The organism is Kaistia soli DSM 19436, from assembly GCF_900129325.1.
In the GTDB taxonomy this organism is placed as follows: domain Bacteria; phylum Pseudomonadota; class Alphaproteobacteria; order Rhizobiales; family Kaistiaceae; genus Kaistia; species Kaistia soli.
The window spans coordinates 1,247,924-1,268,213 of record NZ_FQUP01000001.1 but is presented as its reverse complement, the minus strand read 5'-3'; the positions used below and the strand labels follow the sequence as shown (position 1 = coordinate 1,268,213).

At 64.0% G+C, this 20,290-nt stretch carries 23 protein-coding genes; 1 reads left to right on the top strand and 22 read right to left on the bottom strand.

The annotated features are described in order from the left end of the window. Positions 1–132: 132 nt before the first annotated feature. From BUB39_RS06230 to BUB39_RS06200, 7 genes are read right to left on the bottom strand one after another with little or no spacing between them, the layout of a single operon-like run. Positions 133–1,041 carry a hypothetical protein gene (locus BUB39_RS06230; RefSeq protein ID WP_073052082.1) on the bottom strand — a complete coding sequence of 303 codons (909 nt, stop codon included), beginning with the start codon at positions 1,039–1,041 and terminating at the stop codon, positions 133–135. Then, positions 1,038–3,266 (bottom strand): sialate O-acetylesterase, encoded by a 2,229-nt coding sequence (locus BUB39_RS06225; protein WP_073052080.1) that lies wholly within the window; start codon positions 3,264–3,266, stop codon positions 1,038–1,040. The genes BUB39_RS06230 and BUB39_RS06225 overlap by 4 nt, the downstream gene beginning before the upstream one ends. 18 nt (positions 3,267–3,284) lie before the next feature. Next, entirely contained in the window at positions 3,285–5,390 is a 2,106-nt protein-coding gene (locus BUB39_RS06220) for a phage tail protein (RefSeq protein WP_073052079.1), read from the bottom strand. After that, positions 5,390–5,776: a DUF6950 family protein gene (locus BUB39_RS06215; protein ID WP_073052077.1), complete on the bottom strand. Its 387-nt coding sequence runs from the start codon at positions 5,774–5,776 to the stop codon at positions 5,390–5,392. The genes BUB39_RS06220 and BUB39_RS06215 overlap by 1 nt, the downstream gene beginning before the upstream one ends. Further along, positions 5,776–6,348: a hypothetical protein gene (locus BUB39_RS06210; protein ID WP_073052076.1), complete on the bottom strand. Its 573-nt coding sequence runs from the start codon at positions 6,346–6,348 to the stop codon at positions 5,776–5,778. Before BUB39_RS06210 ends, BUB39_RS06215 begins: the two co-directional genes overlap by 1 nt. Then, positions 6,338–7,045 carry a hypothetical protein gene (locus BUB39_RS06205; protein ID WP_073052075.1) on the bottom strand — a complete coding sequence of 236 codons (708 nt, stop codon included), beginning with the start codon at positions 7,043–7,045 and terminating at the stop codon, positions 6,338–6,340. The genes BUB39_RS06210 and BUB39_RS06205 overlap by 11 nt, the downstream gene beginning before the upstream one ends. Further along, positions 7,045–9,945 carry a phage tail tape measure protein gene (locus BUB39_RS06200; RefSeq protein ID WP_073052074.1) on the bottom strand — a complete coding sequence of 967 codons (2,901 nt, stop codon included), beginning with the start codon at positions 9,943–9,945 and terminating at the stop codon, positions 7,045–7,047. Before BUB39_RS06200 ends, BUB39_RS06205 begins: the two co-directional genes overlap by 1 nt. A 16-nt stretch (positions 9,946–9,961) precedes the next feature. On the opposite strand from BUB39_RS06200, the gene BUB39_RS25140 reads away from it, so the two are divergent. Continuing rightward, positions 9,962–10,384: a hypothetical protein gene (locus BUB39_RS25140; protein ID WP_139251353.1), complete on the top strand. Its 423-nt coding sequence runs from the start codon at positions 9,962–9,964 to the stop codon at positions 10,382–10,384. Positions 10,385–10,539: 155 nt separating this feature from the next. Here BUB39_RS25140 and BUB39_RS06195 read toward each other — a convergent pair whose 3' ends face one another. From BUB39_RS06195 to BUB39_RS06125, 15 genes are all read right to left on the bottom strand, one after another. Beyond that, positions 10,540–10,944, bottom strand: coding sequence for a gene transfer agent family protein (locus tag BUB39_RS06195; protein WP_073052072.1), 405 nt, complete (start codon positions 10,942–10,944; stop codon positions 10,540–10,542). Next, the gene (locus BUB39_RS06190) at positions 10,944–11,393 is read right to left on the bottom strand and encodes a phage tail tube protein (protein WP_073052070.1); all 450 of its coding nucleotides are present in this window, start codon (positions 11,391–11,393) and stop codon (positions 10,944–10,946) included. The genes BUB39_RS06195 and BUB39_RS06190 overlap by 1 nt, the downstream gene beginning before the upstream one ends. 20 nt (positions 11,394–11,413) lie before the next feature. Next, positions 11,414–11,830, bottom strand: coding sequence for a DUF3168 domain-containing protein (locus BUB39_RS06185; protein ID WP_073052068.1), 417 nt, complete (start codon positions 11,828–11,830; stop codon positions 11,414–11,416). Next, entirely contained in the window at positions 11,827–12,291 is a 465-nt protein-coding gene (locus BUB39_RS06180; RefSeq protein WP_210187036.1) for an HK97-gp10 family putative phage morphogenesis protein, read from the bottom strand. The genes BUB39_RS06185 and BUB39_RS06180 overlap by 4 nt, the downstream gene beginning before the upstream one ends. Then, positions 12,288–12,629 (bottom strand): head-tail adaptor protein, encoded by a 342-nt coding sequence (locus BUB39_RS06175; protein ID WP_073052067.1) that lies wholly within the window; start codon positions 12,627–12,629, stop codon positions 12,288–12,290. The genes BUB39_RS06180 and BUB39_RS06175 overlap by 4 nt, the downstream gene beginning before the upstream one ends. Further along, positions 12,613–12,804 carry a hypothetical protein gene (locus BUB39_RS06170; protein ID WP_073052066.1) on the bottom strand — a complete coding sequence of 64 codons (192 nt, stop codon included), beginning with the start codon at positions 12,802–12,804 and terminating at the stop codon, positions 12,613–12,615. The genes BUB39_RS06175 and BUB39_RS06170 overlap by 17 nt, the downstream gene beginning before the upstream one ends. Before the next feature lie 6 nt (positions 12,805–12,810). After that, entirely contained in the window at positions 12,811–13,221 is a 411-nt protein-coding gene (locus BUB39_RS06165) for a hypothetical protein (protein WP_073052064.1), read from the bottom strand. Between the two features lie 27 nt (positions 13,222–13,248). Continuing rightward, positions 13,249–13,833, bottom strand: a complete 585-nt coding sequence (locus BUB39_RS06160) for a head-tail connector protein (protein WP_073052063.1) — start codon at positions 13,831–13,833, stop codon at positions 13,249–13,251. Positions 13,834–13,845: 12 nt separating this feature from the next. Further along, the gene (locus BUB39_RS06155; RefSeq protein ID WP_073052062.1) at positions 13,846–14,217 is read right to left on the bottom strand and encodes a hypothetical protein; all 372 of its coding nucleotides are present in this window, start codon (positions 14,215–14,217) and stop codon (positions 13,846–13,848) included. Between the two features lie 41 nt (positions 14,218–14,258). After that, positions 14,259–14,471 (bottom strand): hypothetical protein, encoded by a 213-nt coding sequence (locus BUB39_RS06150; protein ID WP_073052061.1) that lies wholly within the window; start codon positions 14,469–14,471, stop codon positions 14,259–14,261. 54 nt (positions 14,472–14,525) lie between these two features. Then, positions 14,526–15,845 (bottom strand): phage major capsid protein, encoded by a 1,320-nt coding sequence (locus BUB39_RS06145; RefSeq protein WP_073052060.1) that lies wholly within the window; start codon positions 15,843–15,845, stop codon positions 14,526–14,528. Between the two features lie 9 nt (positions 15,846–15,854). Then, positions 15,855–16,706, bottom strand: coding sequence for a head maturation protease, ClpP-related (locus tag BUB39_RS06140; RefSeq protein ID WP_073052059.1), 852 nt, complete (start codon positions 16,704–16,706; stop codon positions 15,855–15,857). Beyond that, complete coding sequence (locus BUB39_RS06135; RefSeq protein ID WP_244540160.1) at positions 16,693–17,934, bottom strand: phage portal protein; 1,242 nt, start codon at positions 17,932–17,934, stop codon at positions 16,693–16,695. The genes BUB39_RS06140 and BUB39_RS06135 overlap by 14 nt, the downstream gene beginning before the upstream one ends. A gap of 86 nt (positions 17,935–18,020) precedes the next feature. Continuing rightward, on the bottom strand, positions 18,021–19,859 hold the full coding sequence (locus BUB39_RS06130; RefSeq protein WP_084526923.1) for a terminase large subunit: 1,839 nt from the start codon (positions 19,857–19,859) through the stop codon (positions 18,021–18,023). Continuing rightward, the gene (locus tag BUB39_RS06125; RefSeq protein ID WP_073052818.1) at positions 19,831–20,274 is read right to left on the bottom strand and encodes a P27 family phage terminase small subunit; all 444 of its coding nucleotides are present in this window, start codon (positions 20,272–20,274) and stop codon (positions 19,831–19,833) included. The genes BUB39_RS06130 and BUB39_RS06125 overlap by 29 nt, the downstream gene beginning before the upstream one ends. Between the last annotated feature and the right edge of the window lie 16 nt (positions 20,275–20,290).

Below are 20,290 nucleotides of genomic sequence, written 5' to 3'. Positions count from 1 at the left end.
TTTGATCGACCACGCGTGCTTCAGCACCGCGCGCCAGTCACTGACGAGCTTCATTTTGAACTCCGGAGAATGAGAAGGATTCAGCCCGTCAGTGGCGTCCTGAGATACCGCCGCCCAACGGCCTTGGATCCGTTACGGGCTGATTGCCGCCAGCGCCGTGTTAAGCAGGGTCCGGTTGGCATCCGAGATCGCGGATGTGTACCAGGCGGACGCCGCGAACTTGCCATCCCACCAGCGCGAGACGGTCTGATGCCGTCCGACAGACGGATTAAGCGTCAGATCGACGTCGGCCGTCACACCCGTCGTGACGCTGGCAGTGACCGTGCCTTCGGTTCCGTCGATCTGGGCCGAGAGGATTGGCGTCGTCCAATCCGCGCGGCCGATCATCCGGTGCCAAGCGGCGGCCGTGATCGGCACATTGGCCGTGGATTGCGTCGAACTGGTGCGACCGAACGAAGCCTTGCTCGTTCCCGAGACGCTACCGACATCAATTGTGCCGCTGGTGCCTCCAGTGGTAGCCCAGAAGGCGATTGCCTTGTTGCCGGCGACAGTATCGGGGTTGGCCAGCGCCGCTACAGTCAGACCGGCGCGGTTTCTGGCAAAGCCGAGACCATTGACCAGATCGATATAGTCGTCAGATCCATCGAAATCGGCGAAGGGATAGGCGCCACTGAGAATGATGCTCGGTTGCGCGCTCGCCGACGGCTGATAGAGATCGCGGTTGTTGCCGCTGTGATCATACATACGGACCAGGAAGGCGGTCGCGCCCGCGAGCCAAGTCGTGATGACCGATGACAAGGTGTCCGGCGCGAAGTTGAGCTCGACATTGTCCGAGCTGCGGCGCAGGCGACAGGCCGGGCCGTCATAGGTGAGCAGCATCTTGCGGAAGCTATGCAGCGCATAGGCGGGCGCAGCTGCGTTGAGGGCATCGAACGGCCGCGCGGCCGGCGCGGGGACGATGGCCTGAAAGTCGGATGGCGCCAGCGGGAATGCACTGGCGCCGGGGATGACCGAAGACAGTCTAAAGCAGAGGTTGCTCATGTGGATGCATCCAAAACGGTGATGGGAAGCTCGAAGGCCGGCGCGACATGCCAGAGCGGATAATCGGTCCCGCTGATCTTGGCAGTGCCGGCCGTCGTATCGCGCAGATTGCCGGAGGCACCGCCGAGTATGTGCAGGCCGCTGCCGAGGTAATCGAGCGCGTAACGGATCTTCGGATTGGCGCCGAGAGCCCGGTTGAGCGTGAAATTGACGCCGGCGGCGCCATCGACCGCGATGCCCGAAAGGGCGAGCGTTCCCGTGTCGTCGATCACCTTGAAGCCGTTGTTCGTCGCCGCCGCCAGATTGGTGGTGTCGATCGCGAGCGGCGTCGGCGCGCGCATGGCAAGGTGCAGCGCCGTGCCCTTGGCCGTTGCCGAGACAGGCCAGACGCAATCCGGAACGCGCTGATCGATGACGAGCTGCTTGGCCGCCCGGCCAAGTCGGCGGCCGAGGCGGAGATAGCTGATATTGTCGAGATGCGTCTGATCGCCGGCGTTGAAGGCAAGATCGTAGATTGGCGTCCCGAAATGAATGTGGCTGCTCTGCGCAACAGCGTCCATCTGTGCAAGAGCGATAGCGGCGGACGACGTCACTGCCTTGTAGCTCGTCTGGTAGATGACGAGATGAACCGCGCTTGACTGGCCGGTGATCGGTCGGATGTCGGTATTCAGGTCGCTGACGAGCTGCAGCAAGCTGGCGAGATAGGCCGCGCGCGACGTTGCATTGTCGCAATCGGTTTCGCCCTGAATCCAGCCGATGACCGGGACCGAATAGGACTTGCCTGCCGCCGTCGCGAGCGCCTTGGCGGCAGTTACATGGCCGATCAGTCGGTCATAGTAGGAAGTCCCCTTGGAAAGCTCGGCGATCGTTCGGCCGCCCTGCCCAGGCGCGGAGGAAAAGACGACGAAGTCCGAGGGAATGACGCCGTTTTCTAGCGCCGCGAGCTGCACCGCATAGTTCGCCATGCCGGAGCAGGGCGTTTCACCACGATTGCCAGTCCCGACAGCACCTTCCGCCAGGCTGTCCTCAACGAGCGGCTTCGATGCTGCCGTACCCGTTCCTACCGCGGCCTTGGGACCATCGATAAAGGTAAGATTACTGTAGGGCTGCGAAGTAGAAAGTGGCGGCTGGCCCTGCGCGCCGACCGAAAGCGACTGGCCATAAGAAATGATGCCGGTCCGGTCCGTGCGGGGAATGACGATCGACGAGCCGCCGCTGCCAAAGCTCGAGACCATCGACCCGGTGGCCACTCCCGTCGTGGTGTCGACGCCGAGCACCAAACCGTAGTTTGCGTCAACGATGATCGGCAGGACCGCAGAACTCCCGCGATAAACCAGCAGATTCTGCAACGGAGCGCCTACAGCTTCACTTGCGGCACTCTTCCAGCGCAGGTCCGTCACGATCTTGTCGAGGACTGATCCAAGCGGCAGCCCTGTGCTCTTGGAAACGCCAAGCAGCAGGCCATACGCGTCGTCAACGAAGAAGGGGATACTGTCGTCTGAGCCCGTAAAGTCGACCATGGGCGCGAGACCCCCCTCGATCGGGCTGATACGCGAATCAAGCCAAAAAAGGAGGGCATCAATTGGATTGATACGCGCATCCAGCGCGCCCTTGACGCCGAGCGACGTCACATACTGATTGTCGTCTGCTCCGATAATGACGACCTCGGCAGCCGCCTTGTTCAGTCCCACGGATACTCCGTTCGCCCGCAAAAAGCTGACGCACCTCCATGCGCCGCCGCCATGCGAGCGGAATACCGCAACGTCACCGCCCGCAGTCGTGATGTTGGCGCCCGTCGGGAGCACCAGCGTGCCAGAGTGGGTGAGGGTCAGCACACCCGTGAAGTAGACCGTCCGCTCGATACCGGCAGGCGCCGTGCCAAGCGAGGAGATCGTCGTCGTGCCGGTGATGGCTGCGAAGTCGCCGGTGGCTGCGCCGAGATCGGTAGTCGCGGCCGACGCGATATTTGCGCCAGCGACACCCGCCCGCGCGCCGGTGGCCACGTCTGTTCCCTTGTCGGCCTTGTTGGCAAAGGCCGCCAGAATCTCCGCGATCGCCGCCGCATCGCCCGTGGCGCCTTCAAGGACGTTCAACAGGGTCTCGTAGAAGGCGAGCAGATCGCGGATATCGTTCTTCAGCGGCTCGCGAACGCCGCTGACAGGATTTCCCGCCTGATCGAAATCACGGAAAACCGACGACGCGCCGCCGTGCGGATAAGTGGCCATGGTTCTCTCCGGTGAATGTCAGGTGATGGTCGTCGCGCCAGAGCCGGCTTCCGCGCTCTCGACGCCGGAGCCGTTGACCGCTGTGACCCAAAAATACCAGGTGTCGGCGGCAAGTCCGGTCAGTCTGTGGCTCTGCAGGTTCGGCGATGGCGCGCCGGGTAGATCGGACAGCAGATCGGCTGTCGCGAAATCGTCGACGTCGTTGCCATAGATGCGCGCCCCGGCATAACGAGCCGAGACCGGCGCCAACCAGAGGATATCGACCGAGCCGCCGCCGACAGGGGTTGCGGCGACGGCGGTCGGCGCATCGGGAGCGTCGGGGTCGCCGATCGCCGTTTCGGTCGAGATCGTCGACCAGTCGGTATCCGGCGCCCGCCAGCGCACGCGCACATCATATTCCGTGCCGTCCGAGACGCTCTCGGCCAATCCCGCCTGCGGCGGGTTGGCGTCACGCACCAAGGTAATGTCGCGCCAGGCACCGGCGCCATGCACCGAGATCTGCGCCTGCGCCGTCGAATAGGCCCGAAGCGGCGCATCCCAGGCGACTTCCAGAACGGGCGCCCGCACGCCGCTTGAGACGGTGCGATAGGACCGCGTCACCGTTAGGCCTTCGGGCGGGCCGATCGTCGCCGCATCATCATCGTCGGGGATCGTCGGTGCCGTTCCCTCTTCCGTTTCGGCATCGAACGCATAGGCAGCAGCGGCAAGGGAGACGACTTGCAGCGTCACAGTCATAGTCGCGGGATCAAGCGCGATATTGAGCACCTCGAATGTGTGATCGAGGCTATAGAGGGTGCCGCGGATGCGGACGAAGCGCTGATCCCAGGCCTCGAGGCCTTTGAGGTTGGTCGTGATCGAGCCCTGATAGGCGGGCAGGGCGCGGGCGGCAGCAAGCTTCATCAGCCGCCGGGCATGATTGTGATGCTCGACTTCGAACAGGCTCAGCGTCGCCGTCTTCGCCTCGCCGCTCGCTGCGATATCAGCCTCGTCGCGCCAGGGGTCGGCGTCGGCCGCCACATAGTCGGCGCCAGCGAAGGTGAACTGCGCCCGGATATCGTTCGCCTCGCTCGCCGGATCGCCGCCGGCGCGCAGCTCGTAGCCGATGATGCAGCTGTCATCGAAGATGACGGTCGGCTCGCTAAAGGCGCCCGCGTCGATGCCGACCGTGCCATCGGCAAGCAGTGTCAACCGGCCATCCATCGCCGTCAGATAGCGGCTGATGATTGAAGCAGGGTCGGCGTCCATGGAATAGGAGAGGCCGCCATTATAGCGCGGGATCGTGCTGCCGCCTTTGATCGGCACCTCTTCGTCGCAAAGATCCGCCGCGGCGGCGAGCCGGGGCATGTTGATGTAGCCAGACGCGATCTGCATCCCATCGGCACTGGTGAGATAGTCGCCAAGCAGCAGAGCGATATTCTGCGTCCATGCCGTCGTCGCGTCGCGCGGGTCATAGGCCTGGCCAAAGCGGCCGATCTGCTCAACCTGAATGATTCGGTTCGGATAGACCTTCGAGAAATTCTCGGGGTCGACATAGCCTTGCCAGATATAAGTCAGCGCTGTTCCGCGCACGCGATGATCGGATGTCCAGAGCTCCGGAAAGGTTCCGGTCAGCTCGCCGACTGCCGTCTGATCATCGGTGCCCGGACGTGTGACCACCTGAATCGTATAAAGTGGATAGGGGTTTTCCCCCGATCCGACGATGCCAGTGACGAGGCCGAGTCCGTCGAGCACGACTTCGTGGCCGTCGAGCAGGGTCCGTTCGAACGCCTCGCAGCGCCCATGCTGATTTGCGATCAGCAGATGCAGATTGCCGGCCTTTACCTCAGCAAAGAGCAGCGCCCCGCCGACACGGCGACGGCCGCGATGCACCCAGCGCGCAGGCACGTCCTGCTTGACGACGCCGGAAACATCGGATGGCGTTGGCGTCTGCGCCTTCGGGGCCAACAGCAGGCTTGCGCCGATCGCCAGCGCGGCCGTGACGCCCCAACCAATCAGGCTGGCGGCGGTCGAACCGAGAGCCGCAATCGCAGGGATTGCCGCGATGAGCCCGGCCAGCGGCCCGGCCGTTGCCGGCATCACGAGCGCCAGCCAGAACACGACTGAAATGAAGAGTGCGCGAGCCATCAGATCCTCCAGCTCGCATTGATCTCTGCAGGGGCGAACACGATCAGCCCGCGCCGGCTCTTGACCGCCCATTTGCCATCCGGCGTCATGATCGCCGGCATCTCTGTGACGACACCGCCGGAGACGACCCCGAAATCGCCGGGCGACGGAGTGTCGGTCGGAAGGGCGCCGACGCTTGTCGCGAGCCGCGTCACAAGTGCGCGCCGGCCACCCTCGCGGGCAAGCAGCGCCTCGCACGCGGGCTCATCGGCATAGGTGCCGCGCAGATGCGCTGCCGGGTCGACGCCGTGATTGACGCGCCACCAGTCGGCGATGATGAGCGAGCAGTCGCATTCACCCCAGCGGAACGGCCGCCGGGCAAGGTCTGCCAGAAAGGTGACGAGCATCAATAATCCGGGAAGGTGATGATCTTCGATTGCATGCCGAGCACCCGCTCGCAGCCCTTGTCGCCGGGGAAGCGACCCTGTTGATCGCGATCGGTGTAATAGGAATTGCGCGGCCGCCGCCGCGAGGCGAACAGAGTCTCGGCCGAGAGCGTGATCGTCCGCGTAAAGCCGTCCTCCTCCGAGACCTGCTTGACCGTAAGGCTGTACATGCGCCCCCACCAGAAGGGCACGGGACTATCGAGCACCTGCCAGGCCGCATCAAAGAACTGGAAATAGATGAAGGCGAGGCGTCCGTAATATTCGGCCCGCGCCGCCTGCGCCTCGGCGACAAAGGTCGCATCGACGCCCGAAAGCGTGAAAGTCTGTTCCGGTGCCGAGCCATTGGCCGAGGCGACGACCTCGCCGATCTGCGCCAGGTTCTGCGTGCCGATCCATGTCTCGCCGCCGGCAACGAGCGAACCGAAGCCGAGCCAATAGCGCTGCGTCCCGCTCGCGAAATCAAACCGGATGAGCGGCGCGACGCGCACCGTGCGACCGGCGAGCTGCGCCTTGACGGTCTCGCTAAAATCCATCCCACGCCTCGACCAAATCGATATCGGGATCGCCGAACCGGCCGATGCGTAGCGAAAGCTGTCCCGTGTCGGGTGAGGCAAGCCGCATCGTCGCCTTCGGCTTGCCAAATTCGACAGGGGTCCCGTATCCAGCGGCCACTCGCAGCGGTGGCAGGAAGTCGAACGTCACGCGCTGGCCGACGCCGAAGGCGCCGCCGCCGACGATGATCGCCGGGATGCTCGTCACCATGTAGAGCCGGTCATTGATCGAGAAGAACATGCCGCGCCGGATCGGCCCGGCGATCTCGACGTCGACAGTGATCGCTGTGGCGCGCAGCGCCGCATTGTCATGCAGCCATGTCCGGACCAGACTCTGCGTATAGCCGGAGCCATCGCTGAACAAGGCACCATCGGAATGCGGGATGCCGGTGATCTCCACGCCGGCATGCGCGATCGGCCGCGGCGCCTGCCGGCAATCGAACACGCCGACGACAATATCCTCGAGCCCGCCTTGCGCAGCCGTCACCAGCCAGCGCCATTCCCGCACCTGGTCGGCCGTGCGGATCGGAACGCCGGTCAGCGTCATCTGCCAGAAGCCGGCATCGGAGGCCACGACCTGCCGGAGCCCCTTGCTCGCGACAGGGCCCAAGGCGGACATCGGCATTAGATGCGGCATCACTTCCTGCGGCCGCAGGATCGACGGCCAGGCAAGCACCATCAGGACTTCCGCCAGCGGTTGGCATCATATTGCGGCAGCACAACGCGCTCGACATGCTTCGCCATCTGCGTGTTGTTCTCCTTGAGGATCGACCGCAACTGCGCCTCGCTCATATTCGAGCCGCGTGCGTCGATCTGCGAGACTGGCGCGAAGGTGAGCGAGGGGCCGCGTGCCGAGGCGCTCGCGGCAGAGGAGGCCGTGCGCCGCGCCGCCGTTATGTCGCGCGGGCCAACCAGGCCGCCATCGGCGTAGCCCCTGCGCAGCGCCTCGAGGTTACGCACCCCGAGCCGCCGCGTGGCCGCAGCGTCGAATACATACTCGCCCTTGTGAACGGTGCCTGCCGGCTGATACTTGCCGCCCGGGCCTGTATAGCCGCCATCGGCAAAGACGCCGCCGGTGCCCGGCGCCCCGAGCCCGGTGAGGGCGCCGAGCAGAGATGAGAGAAAACCGCCGCCACCACCGCCGCCGCCCTGCCCAAAGGCCGCGTCGAGCGCCATGTTGATGACCTGGTCCGCGATGTCATCGAGCGCGTTCGAGAACGCTTCCGCCGCCGACTTGCCCTCGCGCAGATCCGAGATCAGCCCGCCGATCGCGTCGCGGCCAAGTTCAGCCGTCGAGTTGGCGGCCGCCCTCGTTTTGTCGACAGACTCGCTGAAGTCGATCGCGGCGCTCTCGCTCGCCTGGGCGCCCGCCGCAGCGGCCAGCTTGCGCATTTCGATCGCCGCGTCGCGCGCCGCCGGCGTCAGTTTCGTGAGATCGCCATGCAGCAACTCGTTGACGGTGTGCAATTCCTGGCCGGCCGCCGAGCCCTCCTGCTGCGCTGCAGCGAGCAACTGCGAGGCCATGCGGAATTCGCCATAGGCGCGGGCATTCGCCAGCGTCTCCGGCCCGAGCTGGCGACGCAACTCCAGCTCTTCCTTCGTGAGTGCGAGGCCCTTCTCCTGATCGGCCAACGAGGCGCCGAAGCCAGCATTGGCGTCATAGCGCTGCGCGCCCGGCGTCGACTGACCAACCCGGCTCTGCGCATAGGCAATCGCGTCGTCGACCGTTCGCCCGCCGCCAAGCACGGTCGGATTGGCATTGATCGAAGCCTGCGAGATCAGACCCTTGAGCGGCGTTCCGGGTGCGGCCGAGAGAACCTTGGCCGCGTCGCCGGCGCCGAGGAAATGCGACAATTGCAGCGCTGCCTCGGTGACGGTGACGCCCGCCTTCTGCAGCACCGCCGCATTTTCGCGGGCATAAGCCTCGATAAGGGTTTTCGACGTGTCCGACTCGGTGCGCAGCGCGGCGATCGCCGCATCGTTGAGGCCGGCCGCGCGATCCGGGAAGTTGGCCTTGAACAGCCGCACCCAGGTGTCAGTGATGAACTGGCCAACGCCGGTCGCGCTCGAATTCGGGTTGCGCGCATTTGCGATTCCGCCGCTCTCGGCCTTCACGACGTCGCTGACATAATCCTCGATCGTCTTGTTGAAGTCGCTGGCGGCGATGTTCCGCTTCGCCTGCGTGCGGAGCTGTGCGTCCGTGACGATGGCCCCGGGGCGGTCCTTTTGGATTGCCTCGCGCAGCCGTCTCATCTCATCTGCGAGACGCTTTTCCGCCGTTGATAGAGCGGGATCCTTTGAAGCATCAGCAAGCGCTACACGGCCTTGGGCGCTGCGGGCAGCAAGAGTGATATGATCGGCGCCAATGCCCGCGCGCCGGTTCGGCAGGGGCCCAGGCAACGTTTCAGCCTCAATTGCCTTCACCTCGGTGAGTTTCTTTGCGAGGCTGTCGACCTCAGCATTGTATTTCTTGAGGTCCGCGATGCGCGGCCCGAACTCGGGAACCGATTGGGCAATGGCATCGAGTTGCTTGGCGAATTCCTCGGATGTGATCTTGCCCTCGATCATCCGGTCTTTAAGGGCAAGCACTTCCTTGGCAGTCTCGCCAAAAGGTCCATCGGCGTTGCTGGCCGCGTAAAACGATTCGAGCGTGTCTCGAAAAGCCCGCGTGGCCTTAGCCATCTCGGCATTTGCCTGCGCGAGTTCCGGGGACATATTCTGCGGCAGGTTCGGCTGCAGATTCTTGGGGATGGGGACCGACAGGCCCGGCACGCGGCTGCGACCTTTGGACAAGTCATCCATTGCAGCAACAGTCTCAAGGATCGCGCGGCGGGTGCGCGTCTCGAGCATGGTAGTGAACTGATCCCACTGATCATCGATCGCTGCAATTTGCTGAAGTGTATCGTCGCCGATCGCGCCGCCCAACTCCTTGTAGGCGGCGGTCGACGCATCAATGCCAGCCGCGCCGTCGCGAAACACATTGGCGAGGTCAGCGCCAGACCGCCCGAAGGCGACCGTCGTCAGCCGCGCGCGCTCCTGTTCCGAGCGGGCATTCTTGATGATATCGGCGTAATCGCGCAGCAGGTCTGCGGTCGAGCGAACACGGCCTCCCTGATCGCGGATTGCGATATTGTTCTCGCGCAAGATAGTCCCGAGCTCGCCGCTGCCATCGATCGAGGCGCCGACCGTCTTCGTGAAGAAGCCGAGCGCCTTGTCCATGTCGTCGACCGACGCACCACCCTGCGTGGCCGCAAAGTGCAACTCCTGCAATGCCGTCGTCGTCAGGCCGACCTTATTGGCCGTGTCGACGAGCCCTGCGCCTTCTGCAACGATTTCGCGGATGGCGCCGGGAATATCCGAAAGAGCACCAACCCCCACGGCACCGGCGGCGCCGACAAGAAAGCCTTTGCCGAAGTTGCTGGCGAAGGAAGACGCGAGTGAGGCCTGCATCTTCTTGCCGCGCCGCTCAATTGCGGAAAACTCCTTGTCGGTTGTCCGGCTGGCCTTGGCGAGGTTCTTCTCGTATTTGTCGATGCGCGCCTCAAGCGTCGCGACCATCCGTTCGACTTCAATCGCCATTGTGAGCTACCATTGGTTGAACATCGAGCGAGGGAATAAAATGGGGCGCAGGGTTCGCATTGCTACAGTAATGATCGCGTGTATCGGAATCAGTGGTTGCGTCACTGAACAGCAAAAGGCGTCCATATACGGGATGCAGAGACCACTATCGGCAGCAGAACGGGCAGCGGTCCTCAACTACGTCAAGACAGATTTCTTTGACCCATACTCGATGCGCGACGTCAGCATCTCAAATGCGCTTTCTGGATCGGATCCAGCCAAGAACCTGATCTGCTTGCGTGCCAATGCAAAGAACAGGATGGGCGCATATACCGGACTTAGAACGACAGCTATTCTGCTGAACGGCTCTATCGTACAGAACAGCTCGACTGATGACCCAGCCTGCACCGATGCGCGCCTGCAATATGGCCCATTCCCAGAGCTCGAACGCGCGGCATAGATCGAGCTAAGAGCCCCTTGCAGCCATCACAGCCGCATCGAACTCGTCTTCGCTGGGTGGCTGATCCGACGTCCTGCCATGCGCCTTGTCCCAGCCCGCGCAAATGGCCGTCCATTCTCCGATCGACAGACCCATCGGGTCGCCGACCCCCATCATCACGGCTGAGGCTCTGATGACGCCGAAGTCGAGCCGCTCGCCTCCGGCGCCGGGGCTTCCCCCGGCGGGTCATCCGCCAAACGATCCGAGTGCACGCGCGCGAGACCGGCAAGCACCACGGCGAAGGCCACGTCGCGACCTTCATCGAGCGGCCTCGCATCGACATAGCGGCGCACCTTGACCAAGGCATCGACGGGCGTCATGCCGCCACCGATCAGGCCGAGGCGGATAACATTCATGATGTCGACGAGGCGCGCCTCGCGCAGCGCCGGATCAAGGCGCCGCGTGATGGTGAACAGCGACGCGCCGCACTTTTCCTCGAGTTCCTCGATCTCGGCGAGGCCGAGACGGAACATAAAAGTTCCGTCTCCGAAATCGAGCTCGATCGCCCCGTGCCGCCGCATCAGGTGGCATTGACCCAAGTGACGACGCCGCTCGATTCCAGCGTTACCGAAACGGTCGCCTTATCGTTGCGGTTGCCGGTGATTTCAAAGGCGGTCAGATGGAAAGCGCCCTGCCAATAGCCGCCGCCGCTCGCGCCGGGCACATCGACTTTGACGCGGGCGTTCTTCGTGTCGGGGCTGGCGAACCAGTCGAACCAGGTTTCGATCGAACTGGTGTGGAGCATGCCGGCGCCGCTGATCGTCGCGGAAAGACCGTCCTTCGTCCGTTCTTTCCATGCGGGCGCATCCGGATCTTCGCAATCCGCAACCACGAACTCGTTGGAGTCGGACGAGAACTGGATGCCGCGCTCGGTATTGATTAGGCAGTCGACGGCGAAGACTTCCGGATCGGCGCCGTTGCCGATCTGCACGAGCAGCTTCTGCCCGTTGATGGTTTTGACGGGTGCCATGGTCGGGCTCCTATGAGGGGTCAGGCAGGATCGAGCAGGAAGCGCATCGTGACGACACCGTGCTCGGTGATGCCGTCAGGGTCTCGAAAGGTGCGGGACGTCTCCAACGCTGCTACCAGCACATCAAAGCCATCGACCGTGGAAAGCAGCGACAGGCGCTCGACAACAGCAGCGATCAGCGTCTTCGCCTCGATCTTCGATCGCGGCAGCGCTCGCGACCACACATGGATATCGGCGAAGGCTTCCCAGCCGTCGCTACATGTGTTCCCGTCGTCGACGACCTGATCGTCGCCGATCGCGAGATACGGCCAGGCGGCGCCGGTAGCGGCAAGGCGCTGCGCATCATCCGGCGGATTGTCATAGACGCGGCCATCGCACAGCGCCGGATCGGCCGTGAGCGCGGAGAAGATCGCCTTCTGCAGTTCCGCCCCGATCATGACGCTGTCGCCGCTTTCTTGGCTGCTTTGTTGACGGCGCGCGAAATCCGGCTCTTGGCGCGCTTCTTGCCGAGCCGAAAGGCCGGAAAGAAGAACGGATGCGCCCGCGATCCGGGATGCTGCGCGCCCTTGAAGATGCCGCCGACCTCATGCGGCGCTGTGCCGAACTCGACGAAGGCGGCATAGAACGCGCGGCCGTCGCCAGCATGGATCGTCACCGAAAGATCATGGCCGCCGCCCGTCGCCTGGACGCCGCGCACATTCGCATTCTCGGTCACATAGTTGCCGATCGTCACGCCGATCGAGGCCGCCAGGTCACCGCTCTTCTTCGGCGCGAATGATTTCGCCATGCCGGCGATCTCATTGCCGCCCTCGACAAGCGCTTTCTGGATCTCGGCCCGCGCGGCCGGCGCCATCGCGGCGATCCGGCGCCTGAACCGATCCGCATTCTTGAACTTCACGATGCGACGCCCTTCTCGATCGAGAGCAGAATGAAGCGGCGCGCCTCGCTGATCGGGTCGACCTCGCGGATGTTCCACACCTCGTTTGAGCGCGCGTCGACCATCCGCCAATCGGTCGTGATCTGCCGTGTGTTGCTGGATTCGCGAACCCGCACCCGCGCCAGCGCCCGACCGGCAAGGCGGGCGGCCATTACGGCTTCCGAACCGCCGGCGCCGAAAAGTCCCGCCCATACGGTGAACCGCGGCGCCCAGCCGGCAATGACGCCGCCGCCGCCATCAGAACCGGAGGTCGGCGCTTCGAAGCGCATGCGCCAGTCGAGATCACCCGCGCCGGGCATGGTCTGCACTCCTCCGCGGTGAGATCGTCCGCTGCGCCTTGCCGGCGGCGACCGCCGCCTGCTCGCACTCGCGCGTGACGAGCTTCACCATTCCGGCCCGATAGGCGATCGTCATCCGGCCGCCCTTCGCCGCAGGCGAGAAGTCGAATGGCGCAGTGAAGTGCAGCCAGGGCATGAACGATCAGAGCGCGACGTTCGGGAACTTGTAGTCGACCGCCAGCACGGAGGCTGACTTGGCGATTCCGATCAGACAGACATATTCGCCCGAACCGACATCGGCGAGCGGGCAGATGCCGCCAGGTGTGTCGCTGAGATAATAGGCCGTACCGGGCGTGAGCGTCGCGCCGATGGTGATGTCGCCAGACTTGTGCACGGCGATCGGCTGGTTGAGCGAGGCACCGTTGAGGGCCGTGCCGGTCGCCTTGCGCGCCTCGACCGTCGCCGAGTTGCTGTCGGCGATCATCCACTTCTTCGTGGCCGACGAGAAATACACCTGCTTGCCGGCGGCGATCGTCTCGCCGGCGACGCCATCGCCGCGCACGGAATCGCTACCGGCAACGACATTCGCCGCCGTGATGACAATATCGGTCATGGTCGGTTTTCCTTGGGTGAGGGGAGATCAGCGATAGATGCGGCGCTGCGACGCCAGGAGATCAAAGGCGAGGGGCGCCGAGGCAACCGAAGCCTCGCCGACCGTTTCGCGGTGTTCGTACCAGTGGCCAACCAACATGATCACCATTTGGCGATCGCGCGGATCCAGCGGCATGATGGCCGGGTCGCTCGCCGGATCGGCTGAATCGTATCCGGCACGGAAGCGAACACGCACCGGGCGCGCTCGCGGCGAGAGGTCCGGCCATGTGAAGGTGTCGGTCGTGATGACAGAAAAGCCTGCGGTATCTTCGACCGCATAGAACTCCGCTGTGTCGACCGTCTGTTCCTGGTTGGCCGGGTCCAAATAGGCGAGCACGACATCGCCGCGCAGCGGCACAGCAGGGATCGCAAGAGCGCAACCGAAGCCGTCGGCCGAAAACTCGAATGCGGTCGGCAGAAAGACGCGTCCGGTTGCTGCCTCGGCCGTCGCGGTTGCTGCGGCGAGATAGGTCTTCAGCAAGTTGTCATCGTCGCCGGTATCGATCCGAAGGTGAGATTTCAGATCTTCCAGCGAGATGACCGCACCTTGCGACGGACCGAGGCGCTTCAACATGACGTTCGCCGATCAGTCGACCAGGAAGAGGAAAGCGCCCTTCTTGGCGTTGCCGCCCTGGGCGATCTGGATCTTCGCCTGATCATTGGCGAGGCCAATCTTGTCGAGCACGGCGACGCCACCGGCGGCATAAAGCGCCGCTGCACCCGCCTGCGTGTGCGTCGGCGCACGCGGATAGCGGGTCGTGCCTGCATTGACGTTCGACTCGGTCCAGAGGTTTTCGCCCGAGACGTTTGCCGTGATGGTGAAGTCGACACCATCGGTGAAGGCGGTCGTGCCGTCCTTCAGATAGGTGATGCTGTGAAGCTTGCCGCTCACCTTCGGCGAGAGGACCGTCGCCGTTCCATCGGCGGCCGTGGTGACATTGACCAGAATGCGACGCATCTGCGCTCTCCTGCGCTCGAATGGTGGGGATGGCGGGCTGTTCAGGCGCTGTCGCCGCGGCCGCCCTTGGCCTTGCCCTTCGGGGCATCCGGCTTTTCGTCCTCGTCTTCCGCGACGAGGAGCTTCCGGGCGACAAGATCCTTGACGTGCCGGCTATTGTTCACGATGCGCGGGTCGTCACCGGGCAGCACCTCGCCGCGACGGAGACTTCCGAGTTCGCCATAAATCGACCGGGTGACGCGATACTGTTTCATGATGGCGCTCCTTGAGAGTGAGGGCGGGGCTCGGCCCCGCGCCTCCTTGGCGGGTCAGCCGTTGAACGCGCCGGTGACCAGCGCGGCGGGCCGCTTGACCGCGAGGGCAAGCCGCTTTTCGCCGCGAACCGTCAGCATGTTCTTGACGAAGTTGTCCCGATCCTCGCTCGAGATCAGGACTTCCGTGTCCATGCGGTCATAGATCTTGGCCGCAACACGGAAGGCGCCGGTGAGGAACTCATCCTCATCCATCGCCTGCGTGGCGATGACCGGGCGACCCCAGAGCTGCGGCCCCGCCATCTGGATCACATTCGCGAAGACGTATCGAAGCTGAGCGTCTTTGGTCAGCTCGATCTTTGCCCAGCGGGTCGGATGCAGCACCATGCCGTCTGCGGGATATTCGGCAAGCGAGGCCTGCAGCAGCGCGAGGCGAAGCGTGTCGATATCCGTCTCGTCTGCCGGAGCGAAGGCAGGCGAATAGGCTGTCGCCTCTGGAACGAGACCGAGCAGATGCTGGCCGGTGCCGTCGCCCTTGAGGATCTCGTTTTCCTCGACGAGGTCGAGACCATAGCGCAGCTCGCCGTCGATTTCGCCCTGCAGCTGGGGAATATCGTCCATGGCATTGCGCGAGACGGGCACCCAATGCGCAATGGTGCGCACGGGCGCGTCGCGCGGTTCCCAAGTATAGCCCGACTCGGCCTTCAGGGTGTTCTCGGCAACGACAGCCGCATTGTTCGTCCGCGCTACCATGCGCGCATATTCGATCGAGTTGGAGATCGTGCGGCCAACCGAAAGCAACTGGCGGATCGTCATCTGACGGCGCGGGATGCCGACGATCTCGGTGTCGCGCTGCGGAGTGATGAGGTCGCCGGCCGAGCCGGTCGCCGAAGTGATCGCATTCTGCACCGTGACGCGGATCGTTCCCTTCGCGCCGCTCTTGGCAACGAAGTTCTTCACGTCATCGGATTCGCAGACCATCTGGCCGAGCGACTTCGCGCCGTCGTTGCCGCCCCCACCGCGACGCGCTGCGAGGCGCTGTTCGAGATCCGTATTGCGGGTTTCGAGCTGCTCGATCTTGCCCTCGATCTTCTTCTGGGCATCATTCAGCTTCGACTGAGCGGTGAGCAGTTCGTCGGCCTTGGACTTGACCTCATCCGAAGTCTTGCCGGCGTCCTTCGCCTGCTGCAGCGCCTGCTCGGCGGTCTTCTTCACTTCGTCGCCAACGCGCGTCAGCTCGGACTTCACGTCACCGAGAAGCTTTTCCAGCTTGGCGGCGTCGACATTGGCTTCACTGCGGACGGACCCGACGATGCCGGCCGGGCGCGCAGCCAGAAGGGCCGCGAGCGAGGCTCGCGGCATGAAATGCTTGGTCATGCTGGTCTCCTATGACCGGATGGACTTGAGGCTTTGCAGGAGGCTCTCGACCTCCTCGACGACGGCAGCGCCCGGCATGCCGGCTGCGGCAGCGTTGTGCGTGCCGCCTTTCAAGGCCTGGATGAGCTCGCGCCGCTCGGAACGCGGCACGTTCAGCCTGGCCAGAAGGGTATCAACCTTGTGGGCCGCCGCGATCGGCTTGCCCTCTGTTGAATTCTTGGCGGCGGTATCGACTTCGTCGACCGGCAAGAGCGCATCGGCGAAGCCCTGGTCGACGGCATCGGCCCCGCCGATCCATGTTTCTCGATCGAGCATCTTGGCCAGCGCCTTGCTGTCGACGCCCGTGCGGGCGCCATAGATATCGACCGCCATTGCGTCGAAGGGCTCCAGCCAGTCGGCGATATCGCGCAGCGCGTTGCGGTCGCCGGCGGCGATTACCCAGGTGTTGTGAATCATCATGAAGCCGGCTCGCGCGATCTGGATATCATCGCCGGCCATGGCGATGACCGACGCGGCAGAGGCGGCGATGCCGACGACCTTGACCGTGACATTCGCCGGATGATCGCGCAGCAGATTGTAGATCGCGAGCCCCTCGAAATAGTCGCCGCCCGGCGAGTTGATGACGACCGTCACATCCTTCTTGCCGATCGCCCGCAACGCCCCGGCGACACGCTTCGCCGTGACGCCATCACCGAACCAATCGGCGCCGATCGGGTCAAGGATCGAGATCGTGTTCTCGTCGGCCGCCGTCGCTGCGGCGTGCACATCCGGATTCCAGCGATCGAGGGCAACGGGCGACAGTTCGGTGCGAAGGCCCGGCCGCGTCGGGGCCTTGGCGGCCGGCAGATCACGCTTGCTCATGCGAGAGATCCTGTTCCTTGATACCGAGCCAAGACCGGATGGCCGCGCGCGCCTGTGCACCCTCGCTGCCGGCGCCGCCAAGCTGATCAAGCGGCGCGAGATTGGTCTGCGCCGTGAGAGCGTCGCCGCCTTCTTTCCATGGAAGGTTGAGCTTGCCGCGGCCTTCGTTGCGGGTCATCAGACCGTTCTGCGTCATCGCCGAGAGGAACTTGGCTTTCGCGTCGCTGTCCATCTGGAGCAGTGCCTCGCGGTTGAACTCGAAATAGCGGCGCCTGTTACCGGTCGGCCTGATCAGATCCTTCTTCACCCGGGCCTCGATGCGGTCGCAGACGGGATCGATGCCGAGCGTCGACCAGGCGGTGAGGATGGCCTCGACGCCGGTGCCCCACATTGTCTGCCCTTGCGCGGCATGGCCGATGATGATCGGAGGCATGCCGAACCAGCGACAGAGTTCTTCGACGCTGAAGCGAAGGCTTTCCAGCATCTGCGCATCGACAGGCGCTAGCGCGAGCGGCGTGAAGTCCATACCCCCTTCAAGCACCATGAGCTTGCCGGCATTCGACGAGCCGGCGAACTTGCTCATGATGTCCTGCAGTTGGTCGCGTTGCTCCTTGTCTAGCTTCACGCCCGGCGGCATCTTCAGGAAGCCTGTGCTCTGAAGGCCGCAGCCATACATTTTGCCAGTCGTTTCCGACATGGCCATTGCGGAGCCGAAGCTCTGCGCACCAAACCGGATCGGCGACAGGCCGCGGTCGCCGCCAAAGCTCATGCCGCGCAGGTGAAAAACCTTCTCGCGAGGCAGTTCCTCCATCTTGCCGCGATCGACAAAACGATAGACGAGCGTCCCGTCCGCCTTCCGATAAGGCGAGCACTGGCTGCTCGCCATCGGCTGCAGCGCGACAAGACGCTTGCCGATGCTGTTCTTCTCCGCATAGGCGTTGCCATCGGCGAGAAGCCAGGCAACCTGCGTCTCCCAGAACTCAAGCGGCGTCTGATCCTCGTTGGGGCTCTCGCAGAGGAGATCAGAGAGATCGTCGTCGACCTTTTCCCGGCTGTCGTGTTCGGCCTTGTCATAGACGCCAGCCGGCAGACATGAGACCGCCTGCGCCGTAAGACGAATGCAGGCCCAAACGGTCGAGAGCTGAAGCGCCGAGTTGAGTGTGACCGTCTTACCGGCGTGATTATCGAAGCCGGCGAAAGATGCCCAAGCCTGCCCGTCCTGAAGCATGAGCCGCCGATCCTTCGCGACAATCTGCTGTTCGGTCATGTTCGCCGGGGCGTGGGCAAACTTCTGTCGGTTCCGACGGCGCGACATCAGGCCACCATGATCGGATCGGTGAGGAAGTCGTTCAAATCGTCTTCCTCCTCAAATTCCGCATGAGCAGCGCCGACCGCCTCGGTGATCGAGATCATTCCGTCGATCCGGCCGCGGCTGGTGCGCTTGTCGAAGGCCCGATTATTCATCGCATCCGCGACGACGACGGCGTTCGACGCGCACATTGTCGTCACCGGGTTCGTCTCGATCGTGATGGCGCCATTCAGAATCGTGTCCTCGAGCTGCTCGATCGACCGGGGCATACAGAGAGCGCGATCCTGGAAGACAATCCGCGGTCCCTGTCCGTGGCCGACCAGCCGGAGCCCGACTCCCGCCGGCTTGTCCGGTCCCTCGAACTTCCAAGCCGGGAAGTCGATGCGGCCGCTGGCGTCGATGAAATCACCGATCTTCGCAGCGTCGAAGGCGAGGAACTGGACATCGTGCTCATCGTCGAGCGCCTTAACGCGTGCGGCGACGAACTCGTAGTCGATGGTCGCGCCTGGCGTGGCTGTCAGGTAGCGGTCGCCTTCGGACCATTGCAGATATGGCGCGTTGTCATCGCGCGCCCGATCGGCGAGACCAGCCTTCGTCGTGAAGTACCAGGTCTTGACGAAGAGGTGCGGCCTTCCGCCCCTTTCGCCGCGCCAGCAGGCCGACAGTGCCGTCAGGTCGTTTTTCTTCGAGAGGTCGAGACCGAGCCAGCATGGCAGCCCGACCATATCGGCAATGTCGAACTCGCCCTGGCAGGAGACCCAGGCTTCTTCCGTCGTCCAAAAACCAGCCGTCCCAACCGGGATGCCGAAATAGAGGCGCTTGGTCGAGAGCGCCGTTGAGAGCAGCGCCCGTGCCGTCGTCACCATGCCGCGCACGTTCTCGATCGGGAACGTCACGCCGAGCGCCGGCAAAGCTTTCGGCCAGCATGCCTCGTTGTCGAATACCGTCTCGCGATCGGCCGCATCAACCCGCGCCACGAAGGCGAAGGCCTCGTCGTCGAGGATCTCGCCCTTGGCGACCTTCTGGTAGAACTCCGAATATTCGGTCCCGACGATCTGATTGCTGGCCGGTGTGTTCGTCCCGAGCAGCATCAGCGCATCGCCCGGCATCTTGGCGATGGCCGCTTTCCAGGTCTCGATCGAGCTGCTCGACTTGAACTCGTGAATCTCATCGGCCGCGACCAGCGTCGGCTTCGGACCGGATACCGCTTCGCCATTCGCGAGGCTCTGGAACAGCGAGCCGCTCTCTGGGAACTCGATCTTCCATGCGTTGTCGAACTCGCCGCGGATCACTGCGACGCCGCGCTCGACCAGCGTATCGCTGGCGTCGAGCTTCTCGCCATCGTTAACCGGGATCGGAGCGCGGCACATCGCCACCGCATCCTTGAACAGCACGTTCGCCGTGCTGCGATCCTGCCCAATCGCGAAAGCCTTGGCGCGCGGAATGCCATAGAAGCCGGCCATGAACAGGCCGATCGCCGCCATGAACGGGCTCTTCGCCTGGCCCTTGCCGGTCTCCAGCCACCCGCTGCGGAATCGCATCCTGCCGCTCGTGTTGCGCCAACCGAACAGCGACCCTGCAGCGAACACTTGCCAAGGCAGCGGATTGAACGGTCGGCCCTCGTGACTGCCTTCCGTGATCGTGAGCATTCCCGGCATGAACCGAAGCACCCTGCCGGCATGGGCCGGCGACCAGACCAGTCCTCGCTTCCCACCATCACGGAGATCGCGCAGGTGGCGCTCCGCCGCGTGCTGAACCAGTTCGCCGATGACGAACTTGCCCGCAACGGCGTCTTTGGCCCATGCCGTCGTCGGGTCATCCGGCTCGATGCTTGAGGAACTCATCGGCCGCTCGCGGCGCCCGCTGCTTGCGCTCCGCCTTCGCGATCTTGCCGCGGCGCGTCGGCGCGAGCCCCAACTCGGCCTCGAGCACGCGGATCGACTCGTCGCACTGGCGCATCACAGACCAATAGGGGTTCCACTGTCCGACCTTCGCTTTGCTGCCGGCACGCTTCGCCGCGAGGATCGCGCCGTGCTCAGCGACATGCTGAGATGCCCGGCGATACTGCACACGGAACTCGACCAGGCGCTGGATGGCATGGCCGTTCGCTACCGTCAGGCCCGCCACCGACTGAAGCTCTCGGGTGACGACGCCCCACTCCTCTCGCGCCGCGGCGACGTCGAGCTCGTCCGAATAGAGCGATTCCCAGTCAGGCTGGCTCGGCATTCCCGCGCCACCGTCGACCACAGCGATGGACATCATCATCCCCTACGGG